The following is a 16,329-nucleotide window of genomic DNA, read 5'->3' on the forward strand; positions in this document are numbered from 1 at the left end:
CTCGCCCTGGGCCTTGGCCCGGCTCGGCTACGGCCCACCTCCAACGGCGAGCCGCCGCCGAGGGCGGCTGACGTCGGCGAGGACGCTGTCCCAGGCACGGCCAGGCCACCCCGCACCCGCACCCGCACCCGCACCCGCACCCGCACCCGCGATCTTGCAGTTGTGGTCGCGGCATACCAGGCGTCAGTGGACGAATCAGGGACCACAACTGCAAGATCGGCGAGTCGGTGGGGGGTGGCGGCGGGGTCTGGTCCAGGCGAGGAAGCGGGAGAAGAGGACTGGCGGGGTGGGGGCGTCGTGGGGGTTGAGGTGGTAGAGGTCGCGCATGGCCTCGTGCATCAGGCCGGCGAGGTAGATCGACAGGCCGGTCAGGTTGTGTTCGTACTCCGCCCGCAGCAGTAGTCGCGCCTCCCCGCAGGGCCAGGGCTGCCCGTCGGTACGGCAGCACCAGGTCGGCCGTAGCGGGGTGTGTGGTGGTCGAGCCGGCACGGCGGCGCGCGCGTTTGACACATCAATCTCCGGCGAGGAGGGCTCCGGACACATCTGGTGTCACCGGAGCGGCACCAGATGCTCCCGGAGCGGGTCTGGGTAGGGCCGCTCGCAGGGGGATTGCGAGCGGCCCCCGCCTGAACCCGTCCGCGCCCTCCGGGCAACGAACGAATCCGGCATGGCTGACAGTTTGGTGACGGGACCGCTACTGTCGGAAGGCATCGAGGCTGGTGGTGGCCCTGGTGCGTGACCCGGAGGCCGGCGACGGACGCCGAGTGATTCTCGGCAGGCGATTGTGGAGGCAGTGTGGAGCAGACCACGGCGGATCTGATCCGGTCACAGCTACGCCGGCTGCGCGTCGCCGCCGGGCACAACCAGGAGGAGTTCGGGAAACTGGTGCACTACTCGGCGTCCATGGTCTCCGCCGTCGAGACCGGCGCCCGGCCGTACGACCGTCAGCTCCTGGCCCGGGCCGACAAGGTGCTGACCTCCGGCGGGCTGCTGGTGTCGCTGCTGCGGATCGCCGAGCGGGAAGGACAGCCGTCCTGGTTCCTGCCCTGGCTGGACGCCGAACGCCAGGCCCGGCAGCTCCGGGTCTTCCAGCCGACGCTGATCCCGGCGCTGCTCCAGACCGAGGGCTACGCCCGCGCGGTGATCCGCTGCGACGACCTGCTCAGCGACGAGGAGGTGGAGCAGCGGGTGGCCGCCCGGCTGGACCGGCAGACCATCCTCGACCAGCCCGACCCGCCGCAGCTCATAGCGGTCGTCGACGAGGCCATCCTCCATCGTCGGGAGGAGCGTCTCCGGACGCTCATGGCGCACCAGATCGAGCACTTGATCGCCTGCGCCGAGCGGCCGAACGTCAGCGTCCACGTCGTGCCGCTCAGCGTCGGGCTGCACATCGGCCTCTCCGGCTCGTTCTCGCTGGCCCGAGGTGTGGACGGTGGCTGGGTGGCGAGTCAGGAGACCCAACTGACCGCCGCGCCGACCGACAACGAGGCGAATCTGGCTACCCTGTTGGCGCGCTGGGAGACGGTGCGCAACGAGGCGCTGTCCCGCCAGCAGTCGATCGCACTCCTCAACGAGATGGTGAAGTCATGTCCCTGAACGGCGCGACCTGGCGTACCTCCACCCGCAGCGGTAACACCGACTGCGTGGAGGTGGCCGACAACCTGCCCGGCGTGGTGGCCGTCCGGGACAGCAAGGACCGGCAGGGTCCGGTGCTCGCGTTCACCCCGTCGACCTGGCGGTCCTTCGTCGACCGGCTCAAGCAGGCATGATCCGCGGCGGCTGCCCGCACTGAGCCACCCACGCCCTCAGCTCGCCAGCGCGCCCGCACCACCGACTCGGGTCGGCGCAGGCCGCTCGCCGGCCGGGGCAGCACGATCCGGCGGCCGCCGGAAGACCGACGGGGAGACCGGATGGCACAGCACGAGCCCGACGAGGCCGAGCCGAGACCGGCCGAACCCGACCGGCCCGAGGCAGGTCGAGGTGACGCGACGCGAGCCCGGGAGGTGACGCCGGAGGGCGCGCGGACGGCAGGCCCCGGCGGGGATACGAGGAACGCGGTGCCAGCCGGCGAGACCGCCACGGCCGGCGGGGCGCAGCGTCCGGAAGGGGTGGACTCCGGCCGCTTCGGCACCCCCGGGCGTCCCCTGCGACGCAACAGTTTCCTGGTCGGATTCACCGGGGCGCTCGGCGTGCTGCTCGCGTACGCGGTCTATCTGGGGGTGCGCAACGCCGCGGGGATCCTGGTCCTGGTGGTGATCGCGCTCTTCCTCGCGGTGGGCCTGCACCCGGCGGTGATCCGGCTGCGGTCCTGGGGGTTCCCGCGCGGGTTGGCCGTCGCGACGGTCGTGCTGATCGTGCTGGCGCTGCTCGCCGCCGGGGTGCTGGCGCTGGTGCCGCCGATCGTGACCCAGTCCGGGCAGTTCATCGAGCAGTTGCCGAGCTACCTTGAGTCACTGCGCCGCAACGAGACGGTGAACGACCTGGTCGAGCGGTTCGACCTGATGCGGCGTGCGCAGGAGGCGGCCAGCGCGGACGTGGTCGGCCGGGCCTTGGGCGGGGTGCTCGGCGGCGCCCAACTGCTCTTCGGCACCGTCTTCCGGGTGCTGACCGTGCTGGTGCTGACCATCTACTTCCTGGTCTACTTCGACCGGCTCCGCGACCTCGGCTACGCGTTGGTGCCACGCTCCCGTCGCCAGCGGGTGCAACTCATCGGCGACGAGATCCTGACCAAGGTCGGGGCGTACATGGTCGGCGCGCTCGCCATCGCGGTCCTGGCCGGTGCGAGCACCTTCGTGTTCGCGCTGATCGTCGGCCTGCCATATCCGTTCGCGCTGGCGGTGGTGGTCGCGGTGACCGACCTCATCCCACAGATCGGCGCCACCCTCGGTGCCGTGATCGTCAGCCTGGTCGGCTTCGCCACCGACCTCTCGGTCGGCATCGCCTGCGTGATCTTCTTCGTGATCTACCAGCAGGTCGAGAACTACCTCATCTATCCCAAGATCATGCGACGTTCGGTGCAGGTCAACGAGGTCGCGGCGCTGGTGGCCGCGCTGCTCGGGGTGTCGCTGGTGGGGGTGATCGGCGCGCTGATCGCCATCCCGACGGTGGCCGCCATCCAGCTCATCCTGCGTGAGGTGATCCTCCCCCGCCAGGATGCCCGCTGACCCGCCGGCCAGGGCAGACCGGCGTCGGCCTCAGGCCCGGCGCTCGGGTGAAGCTCAGTCGGCCCGGCGCTGCGGTGGGCCGGACACCGGCGTGTCGGCGAACGCGGCGACCGTCCGGTCGGCGTACGCGCTGGCGTCGCCGGTCTCCATCGGGCCGTCCCAGGTGGTCGGTAGCGGCACCGGCACCGCCGGGTTGACCCGCCGGACCACCTCGTCCAGCACGGTCTCGGCGTCGCCGACCCAGAGGTGCTTGGCACCGGGTACGCCGACGACCTCGGCCTGCGGCACCGCCGCGAACTGCTCACGGGCCTGCTCCGGGCGCAGGTAGTCGTCGAACTCCGGCACCAGCGCGGTGAGTGGCTTGCCCGACTCGGCCCACTGGTCGAGGTCGGACCGGCCGGAGTAGCGCAGCGGCGGGGAGAGCAGGATCGCGCCGGTCACCGCCGGGTCGCAGCCGTAGCGCAGCGCCAGGTCGGTGCCGAACGACCAACCCAGCAGCCAGACGTTCGGCAGTTCGTGGAACTCGGCGTACTCGATCGCGGCGGCGACGTCGAAGCGCTCGCCGACGGCGGAGTCGAAGCTGCCCTCGCTGGTGCCGCGCACGCTGCTGGTGCCCCGGGTGTTGAATCTGAGCACGGCCAGGTCGGCCAGGGCGGGCAGTCGCCAGGCCGCCTTGCGAAAGACGTGGCTGTCCATCATCCCGCCGTGGGTGGGCAGCGGATGCAGGCAGACCAGCGTCGCGGCCGGTTCCCGGTCGACCGGGCGGGCCAACTCGCCGACCAACCGCAGCTCATCCGCGGTGTGCAGTTCGATGTCCTCCCGGTGCCCCGGCAGGATCGAGGAGGCACGGATAGCTTTACTCACCCGCCCATTGTCCCGTGCCGCCCACCGCTCCGCTCTCGACGTGACCAAGATCGCGAAGGTGACTCCGGGCCGCGTCGTCAGCCGTGGCGGGGCGCGTTGCGCCCGCGCTGGATGACCGGGGCCCGGCGGTCGCGGGCACGCCAGCAGCCGGTGTGCCAGTGCCGCCGGTCGGTCAGGTCACCCCGGCCGTCCGCCGGCCAGGCCACCACGTGCGCCACGCCGGGCCGGATCTCCTGGTCGCACCCGGGGCAGCGGTACGTCTTGGTGGACGCGCCGCCGCTGATGCCGCGTACCTGCCACTCGCCGTCCCGCCACTGCTGGACCGCGGCGACGCCGTGCCGGGCGCGCTCGGTGTCGAGGCGCACCGCGTCGTCACGGCGGGGACGGTTGCGACGGGGACTCACGTCGTCAAGCGTACGGTCGAGCTGCCGTGCCCCGGTCAGCGGCGGGTGTGGTCGCGGAAGCCGCGGCGGGTCTTGCGGCCCAGGTAACCCGCGGTGACCAGGTGCTCCAGCAGCGGCGCCGGGGCGAACCCGGGCTCCCGCAGTTCCAGGTACAACTCCCGCTGGATGGCCAGCGCCACGTCCAGGCCGACCACGTCGAGCAGCTCGAACGGGCCCATCGGGTAACCGCAGCCCAGCTTCATCGCGTGGTCGATGTCGTCGGTGGTGGAGTAGCTGGCCTCCAGCATCCGCACCGCGTCGTTGAGATACGGGAAGAGTAGTGCGTTGACGATGAAACCGGACCGGTCGCCGCAGACCACACCGGTCTTGCCCAGCGTGGCACTGACGGCCTGAGCGGTCGCGATGGTCTCGGCCGAGGTACGGATCGTCCGGACGATCTCCACCAGCGGCATCGCCGGGGCCGGGTTGAAGAAGTGCAGACCGACCACGTCGGCCGGGCGCTGGGTGGCCATCGCCACCTCGATCACCGGCAGCGACGAGGTGGTGGTCGCCAGCACCACGCCCGGCTTGCAGATCTCGTCCAGGCTGGCGAAGAGGGCCTTCTTGACGCTGAGTTCCTCCACCACCGCTTCGACCACCAGATCCACGTCGGCCAGGTGGTCCAGCGTCGCCGACCAGTTGATCCGGCCGAGCGCGGCGTCCCGGTCCGCCTCGCTGAGCCGGCCCCGGACCACGCCCTTGTTGAGCGAGGTCTGCACCGCCTCGAAGACCTTGGCCGACTGCTCCGCACCCCGGGTCACCGACACGACCTCGTAGCCGGCGTTGGCGAAGACCTCGATGATCCCGGTCGCCATCGTCCCGGAACCGACGATGCCAACCTTGGTCACGACTGCGGGGCTCGCAAGCTCACTCCTCGCGCTCCCGATGCCAACCTTGGTCACGACTGCGCCGGTCACTGCCGGTTCCGTCGTGGTCGGCGTCTGCTCGTCCGGTACGACCTTCGGCGAACCGGGCCGCTCGTAGGTGTAGAAGCCCCGGCCGGACTTCCGCCCGAGCAGCCCGGCGGTCACCATCTGCTTGAGCAACGGCACCGGGGCGTGCCGGCGGTCCCGGCCACCACGCCGGTACATGGTGTCCAGGATCTCGTACGCGGTGTCCAGGCCGATCAGGTCCATCAGCGCGAGCGGACCCATGGGCAGTCCGCAGCCGAGCTTCATGGCCGCGTCGATGTCCTCACGGGTGGCGTACCGGGACTCGAACATGTCGACGGCGTGGTTGAGGTAGCCGAAGAGCAACGCGTTGGCGATGAACCCGGCCCGGTCGCTGATGGTCACGTCGACTTTGCCGAGCCGTCCGCAGAGCGCCTCCACGTCGGCCACCACGTCGGCTGAGGTGACCACCGTGCGTACCACCTCGACCAGCTTCATCACCGGTGCGGGATTGAAGAAGTGGATGCCGACGACCTGGTTGGGGCGCGCGGTGGCCACGGAGATCTCGGTGACGCTCAGCGACGAGGTGTTGGTGGCGAGGATGGCCTCGGGCTTGCAGACCCGATCCAGCTCGGCGAAGAGCCGCTGCTTGAGGTCGAGGTGCTCGGGCACCGCCTCGATCACCAGGTCCACCGAGTGCAGCGCGTCCAGACCGACGGCGAAGGTGACCCGGGCCAGCAGGGCGTCCCGGTCGGCCTCGGTGAGCTTGCCCCTGGCCACCGCCCGGTCCGTCGAGCCGGTCAGGTTCGCCCGCCCACGGTCGAGCGCGGCGTCGGAGATCTCCACGGCCACCACGTCGATGCCGTTACGGGCGAAGACCTCGACGATGCCGGCACCCATGGTGCCCAGACCCACCACACCCACGCTGGTGAACTCGCGCGCCACGACCCGGCCTCCCCTGTCCGCAACGACACGGCCCGACATGAACGGCCGCTAAGGTTATGCGCGCGAGTCTGCCACGTGACGCACGGTTGTCGAGGCGCCGTGGCACATGTCACCGATGCCCGGTTTACCCACCTGGCGGGTAGGCGGGTGCTCCGGGCTGGTCAGGCCGGAGCGACCCCGGCGAGAGCGAGCAACTCCGCGACGAACTCCGCCGGGCGCTCCAGGTGTGGGCTGTGCCCGCAGCCGGGCAGCGCCACCTCCCGGTAGCTTCCGCCAGCGGCGACGTACCTGTCGAGCACCGCACGGATCTGCCCGATCATCGGCTGCGGTGGGCACGCCTGTGCCCCGGGCCAGCCAGGCACCACGCCCAGCGCTCCGAGCTGCGCCAGATCGAACAGCGAGGTGTCCGAGACGATCACGTCAGACTCACCGCGGATCCAGGTGACCGGGGGCTTGGGTGTCACGGCCACCAGTTCCTCGGCGACCCGGAAACGCGCGAGTGCGTTGAGCACGCCACGGCCACCCGGTGCGCTACCCGGCCAGTTCGTCGAGGACACCGCGTCGCCGGGGTAGTTGTCCGGGCCGGTGGCGGTGGAGAGCAGGCTGTCGAGCAGCAGTTCCTCGTCGTCGCCGAGGCTGGCGGGGTCCGCCACGTACGCGGACCGCAGCACACTGCGCGGGCTGGTCCGCGCCTCGGCGCCACGGTCGCCGGCGGCCAGCCGCGCGACGAAGTCGCCGCTCGTCGCGCCCGCGCCGGAGCCGGCGAGGTCGGGCGTGGTCGGGGTGCCGGCCAGGTCGCGGGTGGCGCCGAAGCCGTACGGGGACACCGGTGCCGCGAGCAGCAGCCCGGCAATTCGGTCCGGGTGATCCACAAGCAGGCGCATCGCCACTCCGCCACCGAGCGAGTGACCGACCACCAGGGGCCGGGCGCCCTCGGCGAAGAGCGACGGCTCGTCGAGCAACGCCGCCACGTCGTCGGCGAAGTCGGTCAGGCCACGGTTGGCGTCTACCGGGGCGGTCTGCGTGGCGCCGTAGCCACGAAGATCCGGCGCGACCACTCGGACGGTCTCCGGCAGGCGGCGCACCAGCGGCTCCCAGAAGGCGGCCGAGGAACAGTTGCCGTGCACGAGCAGCACCGGCACGCCGCCTACGGGTCCGGCCACCCGGACGGCCTGGGTGATGCCGTTCGCGGTGACGACCTGCTGCTGGGTCTCCATCCGCGGCATGCTGCCACGATCGACACCGCCGGTCCATATGGTCGGCACCCATCTGCGGCCGGGCCGACGTGTGACCGAGGTTCGGTCGTCAGCGGCGGACGCCGACCACGGCTGCCGCGCCGGGCTGCCCGGGCACCACAGGTGTCGCGACCGTGGCGGGCAGCGGTCGGTTCGGTCGCCGCTCCTGGCGGGGCAGTTCGAAGCTCAGGCCCACCGGGTCCGTCCGGGCCACACCCGGGTCGAAGAACCTCAGCTCGGTACCGCCGATCCGGATCACGTCGCCGTCGCTGAGCCGGACGACCTCGGTGACCCGGCGGTCGTTCACCCAGGTGCCGTTGGTGGAACCGAGATCCACCAGAGAGGCAACCTCCCCGGCCCGCCAGATCTCGACGTGTCGACGGCTCAGGTGCGGATCGTGCACGACGATGTCGACCGCCGGGTCGCGACCGATCACCTGTGGCCGACGCGGCAGCCGAAAGCGCTGCCCCCGCATCGGCCCGGCGGCCACCGTCAACAGCGGCATCAATTGCGGATGTTCCTCCATGGACAGTCAGTCCTTCCACCCGTGCGACGATCCCGGATCAGGGTTTCACCAGCGGGTGTCCACCTTCACCATCCAGCCGGATGCGTACCGGCAACCATCCGGGTGCTTTGTGTTCACATCTTCCACGGCGGCCGGCAACGGAACTGTCGGCCGGACGCGAGGTTCGTCCGGTTCAACCACCCGGACGGCCGGGAGGATTCGCCCGTTTCCCCACCCCTACCGGCGAGTAATTCTCGCGTCTAGACTTCCGCCATGACGGCTGTGCTACCCCCCGGCACCCCAACTGTTCAGGGCAACCACCTGATCTCCACCAGCCCGGCCACGGGCGACGAAGCGGGACGCGTTCCGGTCGCCACCGCGGTGGACGTCGAACGTGCCGTCGAGCGGGCACGCGCCGCCGGCCAGTGGTGGGCAGGGCTCGGCTTCACCGAGCGGCGGGAGCGGCTGCTGCGCTGGCGGCGGCTGTTCGCGCAGCGGATGGAGGAGTTGGCCGGCCTGATGCACGCCGAGGGCGGCAAACCGCCCGCCGACGCACTCGTCGAGATCGTGACCGCGGTGGAGCACGTCGACTGGGCGGCCCGTAACGCCCGCCGGGTGCTCGGCCCCCGGCGGGTTCGCTCACGGCTCGTCCTGGCCGAATTCTCGGCGCACCTGGAATACCAGCCGCATGGCGTGGTCGGCGTGATCGGTCCGTGGAACTATCCCGTTTTCACCCCCATCGGTTCCATCGCGTACGCACTGGCGGCCGGCAACGCGGTGGTCTTCAAGCCGAGCGAGTACACCCCGGTCGTCGGTCAGTGGCTCGTCGACAGCTTCGCCGAGGTGGTGCCCGAGCATCCGGTGCTCACCGCGGTGCACGGCCTCGGCGACGTCGGCGCTGCCCTGTGCCGGGCCGGCGTCGACAAGCTCGCCTTCACCGGCTCGACGGCCACCGCGAAGAAGGTGATGGCGGCCTGCGCGGAGTCGCTGACCCCGGTGCTGCTGGAGGCCGGCGGCAAGGACGCCATGATCGTGGACGCCGACGCCGATCTGGACGCCGCCGCCGAGGCCTGCGTCTGGGGAGCGATGACCAACGCCGGGCAGACCTGCATCGGCATCGAACGCGCCTACGCCGTGGAGCCGGTCTTCGACGCGTTCGTCGACAAGGTCGTCGAGCGCGCCGGGCGGCTCACCGTCGGACCCAGGGACGCCGACATCGGACCGATCACCATGCCGAGTCAGCTCGACGTCATCCGGCGACACATCGAGGACGCGGTGGCCCGGGGCGGTCGGGCGGTGCTCGGCGGGCCGGAGGCGGTACGACCGCCGTACGCGCACCCGACGGTGCTGGTCGAGGTGCCGGAGCAGGCTGCCGCCGTACGCGAGGAGACCTTCGGGCCCACCCTGACCATCAACCGGGTCCGCACCGCCGACGAGGCGCTCGCCCGGGCCAACGCCCTGCCGTACGGACTGGGTGGTTCGGTCTTCGGTCAGCGGCGCGCGGTCGCGATCGCCCGGCGGCTGCGCTCCGGCATGGCCTCGGTCAACTCGACGCTCACCTTCGCCGGCATGTCCACCCTGCCGTTCGGCGGCGTCGGCGAGTCCGGTTTCGGCCGGATCCACGGCGAGGACGGGCTGCGCGAGTTCGCCCGGGCCAAGGCCGTCACCCGCCGCCGGGGTCGTTCACTGCTGCCCTCGACCACGTTCGAGCGCACCCCGGCCGACGTCGCCCGGTTGGTGAAGGCGGTCAAGCTGCTCTACGGCCGGTGACCGCGGCACCGCCTAGAAGAGCGTCAACTCGTCCCGCTCGATGCCGCGCAGCCGGTCGTAGTCGACCACCACGCAGCGGATCCCCCGGTCGGTGGCGAGCACCCGGGCCTGCGGCTTGATCTCCTGCGCCGCGAACACCCCGGCGACCGGGGCGAGCAGCGGATCCCGGTTGAGCAACTCCAGGTAGCGGGTGAGCTGCTCCACGCCGTCGATTTCGCCACGGCGCTTCACCTCGACGGCGACCGTGCCCTGGTTGGCGTCCCGGCAGAGCAGGTCGACCGGGCCGATCGCGGTCATGTACTCGCGACGGATGAGGGTGTAGCCGTCTCCCAGTGCCTCGGGGTTGGCCGCCAGCAACTCCTGGAGGTGAGCCTCCACGCCGTCCTTGCGCAGCCCGGGATCGACACCCAACTCGTACGAGGTGTCCTGGAAGATCTCCTCCAGGGTGATCCGCAGCTCCTCGCCGGCCTTGTTGACCACCCGCCAGACGCCCGGGGCCTCCTCCAGCCGGCACGGCGGGCTCATCCAGTTCAACGGCTTGTACGCCCGGTCATCGGCGTGGATGGAGACCGATCCGTCCGCCTTCACCATCAGCAGCCGGGTGGCCGGCGGCAGGTGGGCCGAGAGCCGTCCGACATAGTCCACCGAGCATTTCGCAATCACCAACCGCACCCGAGCAGGGTAGCGGAGTCACCGGGCATCGCCACCGAGCGGCGCTGGCGTGCCGGTGCCATGCTGTGCTGGTGCTCGAAGTGCTCACCGGTACCGGCCTCGCCGCCTCGGCGGGGCTGAACGCCTACATTCCGTTGCTGGCGATGGGGCTGCTGGCCCGCTACACCAGCGTCATAGACCTGCCTGGCGGGTGGCAGTGGCTCGGCAACGAGTGGGTGCTGGGCATCCTCGCGGTGCTGCTCGTCGTCGAGGTCGTGGCGGACAAGGTGCCAGTGGTCGACCACGTCAACGACATGGTGCAGACGGTCGTCCGGCCGACGGCCGGCGGGTTGGCGTTCGGGGCCGGATCCGCGTCCGAGACCGTGACGGTGAGCGACCCGGACAGCTTCTTCGCCAGCGGCGGCCAGTGGTTGCCGGTGCTGGTCGGGGTGCTCATCGCGTTCGGCGTACACCTGCTGAAATCGACAGCCCGTCCGGTGATCAATGCGGCCACGGCCGGCGTGGGCGCGCCGGTGGCGAGCACCGCCGAGGACGCCACGAGCGTGGTGATGTCACTCGTCGCGATCATCCTGCCGGTGCTGGTGCTCGTGTTCCTGGTCGGCCTCGTGCTCTTCCTCCCGTGGCTGCTGCGCCGCCGGGCGGACCGGCGGCGGGAGCGGCAGGCCGCACGGGAGGCGGGCTTCCGCGTCTGACTACGGACCACCGGCACGGCCGAAACGCCACCCCAACCTGCCCTAAAGCCTAAAATTGGGGCAATCAACGGAGGAGGTTGGGTCATGACCGCAGCAATGGAGATGCCCCGGGTCCAGGAGTGCGTGGTTGCCGCCTGCGCGTACAACCACACCGGCGACTGTCACGCCTTCGCCATCACCATCGGCAGCATGGATCACGCCCACTGCCACACCTTCATCGAGATGCCCGCCGTCCGGGCCGGTCTCGACGGGCAGATCGCCCAGGTCGGGGCGTGCCAGCGCGCCGACTGCCGGCACAACGAGCAGTTGGAGTGCCAGGCACCGGCGATCCGGGTCGGCCCCGACGCCGACATGGCCGACTGCATGACCTACGACCACCGCTGAGACCTCGTCCGTGCGGTCCCGGCCTCGTGCCGGGACCGCACGTCACAGCTCGTTCGCCTGCCGGATGACGGTGACCAGCTCGTCGATGATGTCGGTGAGGGCGAAGTCCTTCGGGGTGAACACCCGCGCCACCCCGGCCGCGCGCAGGCGCTCGGCGTCCGGAGCGGGAATGATGCCGCCGACCACCACCGGCAGGTCCGGTCGGCCGGCGGCCCGTAGCCCGTTGAGGACCGCCGGTACCGCCGCCAGGTGTGAGCCGGAGAGCACGGAGAGCCCCACCAGGTCCACGTCCTCCTCCACTGCGGCGGCCACGATCTGCCCGGCGGTGAGCCGGATGCCCTGGTAAATGACCTCGAAGCCGGCGTCGCGGGCGCGTACCGCGATCTGCTCGGCACCGTTGGAGTGCCCATCCAGGCCGGGCTTGCCGACAAGCAGTCGCAGCCGCCCGCTGCCCAGTTCGCGGGCGGTGGCGGCGACCCGGGCGCGGACCTCGGCCAGACCCTCGTCACCACCGCTTGCGGACCCGCCCGCCAGCCCGGTCGGGGCCCGGTACTCGCCGAAGACCCGGCGCAGGGCCGCCGCCCACTCGCCGGTGGTCACCCCGGCCCGGACGCACTCCAGGGTGGCCGTCATCAGGTTCGTCGTGGTCGCGGCGTCCGCGCGCAGCCGGGCCAGTGCCGCGTCCACGGCCGCCGGGTCGCGGTCGGCCCGCCAGGCGCGTACGGCCGTTGCGGCAGCCACCTCGACGGCGGGATCGACCTGCACGACCGCGTCGGCACCGGCGGCGGTCAGCGGTGACGGCTCGGTCTCGGTGAACCGGTTGACGCCGACCACCACGTCACTGCCGGCCTCGATCCGTTGACGCCGACCGGCCAGGGAGGCCACCAGGGCGCTCTTGAGGTAGCCGGTCTCGACGGCGGCGACCACACCACCCATCTCCAGCACCGTCGCCAACTCGGCCCGGGCGCCGGTGACGATCTCGTCGACAAGCGCGGTCATCACCCGCGAGCCGTCGAACAGATCCGGATACTCCAACAGGTCCGACTCGTACGCGAGCACCTGTTGCATGCGCAGCGACCACTGCTGGTCCCACGGACGCGGCAGGCCGAGCGCCTCGTTCCAGGCCGGCAGTTGCACCGCCCGCGCCCGCGCCCCACGGGAGAGGGTGACCCCCAGCATCTCCAGCACGATCCGCTGCACGTTGTTCTCCGGCTGGGCCTCGGTGAGCCCGAGGGAGTTGACCTGCACGCCGTACCGGAAGCGGCGCCGCTTCGGATCCTCGACGCCGTACCGGTCGCGGGTGATCTCGTCCCACAACGCGCCGAACGCGCGCATCTTGGCGATCTCCTCGACGAACCGCACCCCGGCGTTGACGAAGAACGAGACCCGCTGGACCACGTCGCCCATCCGGCGCGCCGGCACCTGGCCGCCGTCGCGCACCGTGTCGAGCACCGCCACCGCCGTGGCCAGCGCGAACGCCACTTCCTGCACGGGTGTGGCCCCGGCTTCCTGAAGGTGGTACGAGCAGATGTTGACCGGGTTCCAGCGCGGCATCTCGCGCAGCGTGTACGCGATCACGTCCGCGGTCAGTCGCAGCGAGGCGGCCGGCGGGAAGATGTGCGTGCCTCGGGAGAGGTACTCCTTGATGATGTCGTTCTGGGTGGTGCCGGCGCAGCGGGCGAGGTCGGCGCCCTGCTCGGCGGCGACCGTGCCGTAGAGGCCGAGCAGCCACATCGCGGGCGCGTTGATGGTCATCGAGGTGTTCATGTCGGCCAGCGGGATGCCGTCGAAGAGCGCCCGCATGTCGCCCAGATGCGACACCGGGACGCCGACCCGGCCGACCTCGCCGGTGGCGAGTTCGTGGTCGGGGTCGTACCCGGTCTGGGTGGGCAGGTCGAAGGCGACCGACAGACCGGTCTGCCCCTTGGCCAGGTTGCGGCGGAAGAGCGCGTTGGTCGCGGCGGCGGAGGAGTGCCCCGCGTACGTGCGCATCACCCAGGGGCGGTCACGCTCCGGCAGCCGGCCCGGGAGTGCCTTCTCATCCATGGCCGGAGTTTAAGTTACCGTTCAGTAGAGCAGGTTGTGCAAAACCACACAGCCGCCACCACCCCCGGTGCGGACGCCGGGTCCCGGCGGGCCGCACACTTGACGGCATGAGTGACGACGTCGCGATCCGCGTCCGAGGGCTGCGCAAGACGTACGGCGACAGTCTCGCGGTCGCCGGCCTGGACCTGGACGTCCACCGGGGCGAGGTGTTCGCCCTGCTCGGGCCGAACGGCGCCGGCAAGACCACAACCGTGGAGATCCTGGAGGGCTACCGCCAGCGCGACGCCGGCGAGGTACGCGTCCTCGACGTCGACCCGGCCAGCCCGACGCGCGACTGGCGGGGGCGGGTCGGCATCGTGTTCCAGGGCACCGGGGAGTTCGACGAACTCTCCGTCGCCGAGGTGGTGCACCACTTCGCCGGCTTCTACGCCGACGCCGACGACCCCGACAAGGTGATCGAACGGGTTGGGCTGGCCGCCAAGGCCCGCGCCCGTACCCACACCCTCTCCGGTGGTCAGAAGCGCCGGCTCGACGTGGCACTCGGCATCGTCGGCCGCCCGGAGTTGCTCTTTCTGGACGAGCCGACCACCGGCTTCGACCCGGAGGCCCGGCGGGAGTTCTGGGAGCTGATCCGCGATCTCGCCGCCGCCGGCACCACAATCGTGCTGACCACGCACTACCTGGACGAGGCCGAGGCGCTCGCCGACCGGGTGGGCGTGATCGCGGCCGGCCGGCTGGTCGAGGTAGCCGCGCCGAACCAGCTCGGCAACCGGCAGGAGACGCTGGCCACGGTCTCCTGGCGTACCCCCGATGGCACGCCGGACAGCGCGCAGAGCGCGACGCCGACGGCGCTGGTGGCGGAACTCGCCGCGCGGTTCGGCGGTGAGGTGCCCGGCCTGACCGTCACCCGGCCCACCCTTGAGGACATCTACCTGACGATGATCGGACACCGATGACCACCACGACGAGACCGGCGGAACCGGTCACCGCCGCAGCCCCCGCCCGGCGCAGCGGCCCGGCCGGCCTCGCCCTGCGTCAGGGGCGGCTGGAGATCCGGCAGTTCCTGCGCAGCCGCGAGTCCGTCGTGTTCACGCTTGGCTTCCCCCTCATCATGGTGCTGATCTTCGCGTCGATCTTCGACGAGGAGATCGCGCCCGGGGTGAGCTACACGCAGTACTTCATCACCGGCATGATCGCGACCGGCCTGATGACGGTCAGCTTCCAGAACCTCGGCATCTGGATCCCGATCGAACGGGACCGGGGTGTGCTCAAGCGCTACCGGGGTACGCCGATGCCGAAGTGGGTCTGGTTCGCCGGCAAAGTGATCATGGTGCTGGTGACCGGCGTGGTGATGACCGCGCTGCTGCTCGCGGTATCGGTGACGCTGTTCGACCTGGAACTGCCGACCACCACCACGGCCTGGTTGACCTTCGGATGGGTGAGCGCCCTGGGGGTGACCGCCTGCACGCTCTGCGGCATCGCCATCTCGTCGCTGGCCCGGACCGCCCGCAGCGGTTCGGCGGTGGTCACCCCGGTCGCGCTGGTGCTCCAGTTCATCTCCGGGGTCTTCTTCGTCTTCACCAACCTGCCGACCTGGATGCAGCAGGTGGCGGCGCTGTTCCCGCTCAAGTGGATGTGCCAGGGCCTACGGGCGGTGTTCCTGCCGGAGAGCTTCGGTGCGGACGAGCCCGGCGGCTCGTTCGAGCTGACCCGGGTCGCCCTGGTGCTGGGCGTCTGGTGCGTGATCGGTCTGGTGCTCTGCCTGACCACCTTCCGCTGGACCACCCGCCGCGACGGCTGAGTCACGGGGAGGGCCCGTCGGGCCCTCCCCGCAGCGGCGTCAGTACGAGTAGAAGCCCTGGCCGGTCTTGCGGCCCAGATCGCCTGCGGTGGCCATCCGCTGCAACAGCTCCGGCGGGAAGAACTTCTCGTCCGCCGTGTCGGTGTAGATGTTGCGGGTCGCGTTCAGCAGCACGTCGACACCGGTCAGGTCGACGGTGGCCAGCGGGCCCATCGCGTGCCCGAAGCCGAGCCGGCAGGCGGTGTCCAGGTCCTCGGCGGAGATGACGCCCGCCTCGACCAGTTTGACCGCCTCCATGGCCAGCGCGCAGATCAGCCGGGTGGTGACGAAGCCGGCGATGTCCCGGTTCACCACCACGACGGTCTTGCCGATCTCCTCGGCGAAGGACTTCGCCCGCTCCAGGGTGTCATCGCTGGTCTTGTAGCCACGCACCAGCTCGCAGAGCTTCATCATCGGCACCGGCGAGAAGAAGTGGGTGCCGACGACCGCCTCCGGACGCTCGGTGGCCGTCGCGATCTGGGTCACCGGAATCGCCGAGGTGTTGGTGGCCAGCACCGCGTCTGCCTTGCAGATCTTGTCCAGCGCGCGGAACACCTCGTGCTTGATCTCCAGCTTCTCGAAGACCGCCTCGATGACGATGTCCGCGTCGCCGGCAGCCTCCAGCTCGGTGGTGGGGGTGATCCGCCCGAGTGCCGCCTCGACCTCGTCGTCGGTGAGCTTGCCCTTCTCCGCGAACTTCGTCAGCGACCGCCGGATGCCGTCCAGACCGCGCTTCGTCGCCGTCTCATCCAGATCCCGCAGCACCACCTGCCAGCCCGCCTGCGCCGCCACCTGGGCGATGCCCGAACCCATCAGACCGGCACCGACGACCGCGAGTCGACCCGCCATGCTGCTTCTCCCTCGCTGCGAATGTGTGTC

At 70.9% G+C, this 16,329-nt stretch carries 16 protein-coding genes and 2 pseudogenes; 8 read left to right on the forward strand and 10 right to left on the reverse strand.

The genetic code is table 11. From position 1 onward, the window contains the following. Positions 1–195: 195 nt before the first annotated feature. Positions 196–510, reverse strand: a complete 315-nt coding sequence (locus ACN26Z_RS25880) for a hypothetical protein (RefSeq protein WP_421463747.1) — start codon at positions 508–510, stop codon at positions 196–198. Between the two features lie 285 nt (positions 511–795). Between ACN26Z_RS25880 and ACN26Z_RS25885 the strand changes: the two genes are divergently transcribed. The 3 genes from ACN26Z_RS25885 to ACN26Z_RS25895 all read left to right on the forward strand — a co-directional run bounded on the left by ACN26Z_RS25885 (position 796) and on the right by ACN26Z_RS25895 (position 3,164). Further along, positions 796–1,596 carry a helix-turn-helix domain-containing protein gene (locus ACN26Z_RS25885; RefSeq protein ID WP_421463749.1) on the forward strand — a complete coding sequence of 267 codons (801 nt, stop codon included), beginning with the start codon at positions 796–798 and terminating at the stop codon, positions 1,594–1,596. Further along, entirely contained in the window at positions 1,587–1,769 is a 183-nt protein-coding gene (locus ACN26Z_RS25890) for a DUF397 domain-containing protein (protein ID WP_282237027.1), read from the forward strand. Before ACN26Z_RS25885 ends, ACN26Z_RS25890 begins: the two co-directional genes overlap by 10 nt. Positions 1,770–1,910: 141 nt before the next feature. Further along, positions 1,911–3,164, forward strand: coding sequence for an AI-2E family transporter (locus ACN26Z_RS25895; protein ID WP_421463752.1), 1,254 nt, complete (start codon positions 1,911–1,913; stop codon positions 3,162–3,164). Positions 3,165–3,218: 54 nt separating this feature from the next. Here ACN26Z_RS25895 and ACN26Z_RS25900 read toward each other — a convergent pair whose 3' ends face one another. The 6 genes and pseudogenes from ACN26Z_RS25900 to ACN26Z_RS25925 all read right to left on the reverse strand — a co-directional run bounded on the left by ACN26Z_RS25900 (position 3,219) and on the right by ACN26Z_RS25925 (position 8,067). Next, entirely contained in the window at positions 3,219–4,028 is an 810-nt protein-coding gene (locus tag ACN26Z_RS25900; RefSeq protein ID WP_282237025.1) for an alpha/beta hydrolase, read from the reverse strand. A gap of 77 nt (positions 4,029–4,105) precedes the next feature. Next, complete coding sequence (locus ACN26Z_RS25905) at positions 4,106–4,393, reverse strand: hypothetical protein (RefSeq protein ID WP_093410615.1); 288 nt, start codon at positions 4,391–4,393, stop codon at positions 4,106–4,108. Positions 4,394–4,467: 74 nt separating this feature from the next. After that, positions 4,468–5,316, reverse strand: a pseudogene (locus ACN26Z_RS25910) (3-hydroxyacyl-CoA dehydrogenase family protein); the annotation flags it as partial. Positions 5,317–5,399: 83 nt separating this feature from the next. Continuing rightward, positions 5,400–6,306, reverse strand: a pseudogene (locus ACN26Z_RS25915) (3-hydroxyacyl-CoA dehydrogenase family protein); the annotation flags it as partial. A 161-nt stretch (positions 6,307–6,467) separates the two neighbouring features. Continuing rightward, a complete protein-coding gene (locus tag ACN26Z_RS25920) occupies positions 6,468–7,532 on the reverse strand; it encodes an alpha/beta fold hydrolase (RefSeq protein ID WP_421463754.1) in 1,065 nt (354 codons plus the stop codon). Between the two features lie 79 nt (positions 7,533–7,611). After that, complete coding sequence (locus ACN26Z_RS25925; protein ID WP_282237022.1) at positions 7,612–8,067, reverse strand: FHA domain-containing protein; 456 nt, start codon at positions 8,065–8,067, stop codon at positions 7,612–7,614. A gap of 252 nt (positions 8,068–8,319) precedes the next feature. Here ACN26Z_RS25925 and ACN26Z_RS25930 point away from each other — a divergent pair, with 252 nt between their 5' ends. Further along, positions 8,320–9,816, forward strand: coding sequence for an aldehyde dehydrogenase family protein (locus ACN26Z_RS25930; protein WP_421463757.1), 1,497 nt, complete (start codon positions 8,320–8,322; stop codon positions 9,814–9,816). A gap of 12 nt (positions 9,817–9,828) precedes the next feature. Here ACN26Z_RS25930 and nucS read toward each other — a convergent pair whose 3' ends face one another. Beyond that, positions 9,829–10,488: an endonuclease NucS gene (gene nucS / locus ACN26Z_RS25935; protein WP_093410627.1), complete on the reverse strand. Its 660-nt coding sequence runs from the start codon at positions 10,486–10,488 to the stop codon at positions 9,829–9,831. 71 nt (positions 10,489–10,559) lie between these two features. On the opposite strand from nucS, the gene ACN26Z_RS25940 reads away from it, so the two are divergent. Together ACN26Z_RS25940 and ACN26Z_RS25945 are read left to right on the forward strand one after the other, a co-directional pair. After that, positions 10,560–11,180, forward strand: coding sequence for a DUF4126 domain-containing protein (locus ACN26Z_RS25940; RefSeq protein ID WP_093410677.1), 621 nt, complete (start codon positions 10,560–10,562; stop codon positions 11,178–11,180). An 84-nt stretch (positions 11,181–11,264) separates the two neighbouring features. Continuing rightward, the gene (locus ACN26Z_RS25945) at positions 11,265–11,564 is read left to right on the forward strand and encodes a DUF1540 domain-containing protein (protein ID WP_210830096.1); all 300 of its coding nucleotides are present in this window, start codon (positions 11,265–11,267) and stop codon (positions 11,562–11,564) included. 42 nt (positions 11,565–11,606) lie between these two features. Here the strand turns inward: ACN26Z_RS25945 and ACN26Z_RS25950 are convergent, their stop codons facing one another. Next, a complete protein-coding gene (locus tag ACN26Z_RS25950) occupies positions 11,607–13,610 on the reverse strand; it encodes a protein meaA (protein WP_421463759.1) in 2,004 nt (667 codons plus the stop codon). A gap of 107 nt (positions 13,611–13,717) precedes the next feature. Here ACN26Z_RS25950 and ACN26Z_RS25955 point away from each other — a divergent pair, with 107 nt between their 5' ends. Both ACN26Z_RS25955 and ACN26Z_RS25960 read left to right on the forward strand, forming a co-directional pair. After that, positions 13,718–14,566, forward strand: coding sequence for an ABC transporter ATP-binding protein (locus tag ACN26Z_RS25955; RefSeq protein WP_421463761.1), 849 nt, complete (start codon positions 13,718–13,720; stop codon positions 14,564–14,566). Beyond that, positions 14,563–15,411, forward strand: a complete 849-nt coding sequence (locus ACN26Z_RS25960; RefSeq protein ID WP_396887870.1) for an ABC transporter permease — start codon at positions 14,563–14,565, stop codon at positions 15,409–15,411. The genes ACN26Z_RS25955 and ACN26Z_RS25960 overlap by 4 nt, the downstream gene beginning before the upstream one ends. Before the next feature lie 39 nt (positions 15,412–15,450). Here ACN26Z_RS25960 and ACN26Z_RS25965 read toward each other — a convergent pair whose 3' ends face one another. Next, on the reverse strand, positions 15,451–16,299 hold the full coding sequence (locus tag ACN26Z_RS25965) for a 3-hydroxyacyl-CoA dehydrogenase family protein (RefSeq protein ID WP_282237018.1): 849 nt from the start codon (positions 16,297–16,299) through the stop codon (positions 15,451–15,453). Positions 16,300–16,329: the final 30 nt, after the last annotated feature.

It is taken from the genome of Verrucosispora sp. WMMD703, from assembly GCF_049178935.1.
Taxonomy (GTDB): Bacteria; Actinomycetota; Actinomycetes; order Mycobacteriales; family Micromonosporaceae; genus Micromonospora; species Micromonospora sediminimaris.

Excerpts from the sequence above, each read along its gene's own strand:
- ACN26Z_RS25890 (WP_282237027.1), top strand. The coding sequence starts at position 1,587 with ATGTCCCTGAACGGCGCGACCTGGCGTACCTCCACCCGCAGCGGTAAC.
- ACN26Z_RS25895 (WP_421463752.1), top strand. The coding sequence starts at position 1,911 with ATGGCACAGCACGAGCCCGACGAGGCCGAGCCGAGACCGGCCGAACCC.
- ACN26Z_RS25920 (WP_421463754.1), bottom strand. The coding sequence starts at position 7,532 with ATGCCGCGGATGGAGACCCAGCAGCAGGTCGTCACCGCGAACGGCATC.
- ACN26Z_RS25925 (WP_282237022.1), bottom strand. The coding sequence starts at position 8,067 with ATGGAGGAACATCCGCAATTGATGCCGCTGTTGACGGTGGCCGCCGGG.
- ACN26Z_RS25930 (WP_421463757.1), top strand. The coding sequence starts at position 8,320 with ATGACGGCTGTGCTACCCCCCGGCACCCCAACTGTTCAGGGCAACCAC.
- ACN26Z_RS25945 (WP_210830096.1), top strand. The coding sequence starts at position 11,265 with ATGACCGCAGCAATGGAGATGCCCCGGGTCCAGGAGTGCGTGGTTGCC.
- ACN26Z_RS25950 (WP_421463759.1), bottom strand. The coding sequence starts at position 13,610 with ATGGATGAGAAGGCACTCCCGGGCCGGCTGCCGGAGCGTGACCGCCCC.
- ACN26Z_RS25955 (WP_421463761.1), top strand. The coding sequence starts at position 13,718 with ATGAGTGACGACGTCGCGATCCGCGTCCGAGGGCTGCGCAAGACGTAC.
- ACN26Z_RS25960 (WP_396887870.1), top strand. The coding sequence starts at position 14,563 with ATGACCACCACGACGAGACCGGCGGAACCGGTCACCGCCGCAGCCCCC.
- ACN26Z_RS25965 (WP_282237018.1), bottom strand. The coding sequence starts at position 16,299 with ATGGCGGGTCGACTCGCGGTCGTCGGTGCCGGTCTGATGGGTTCGGGC.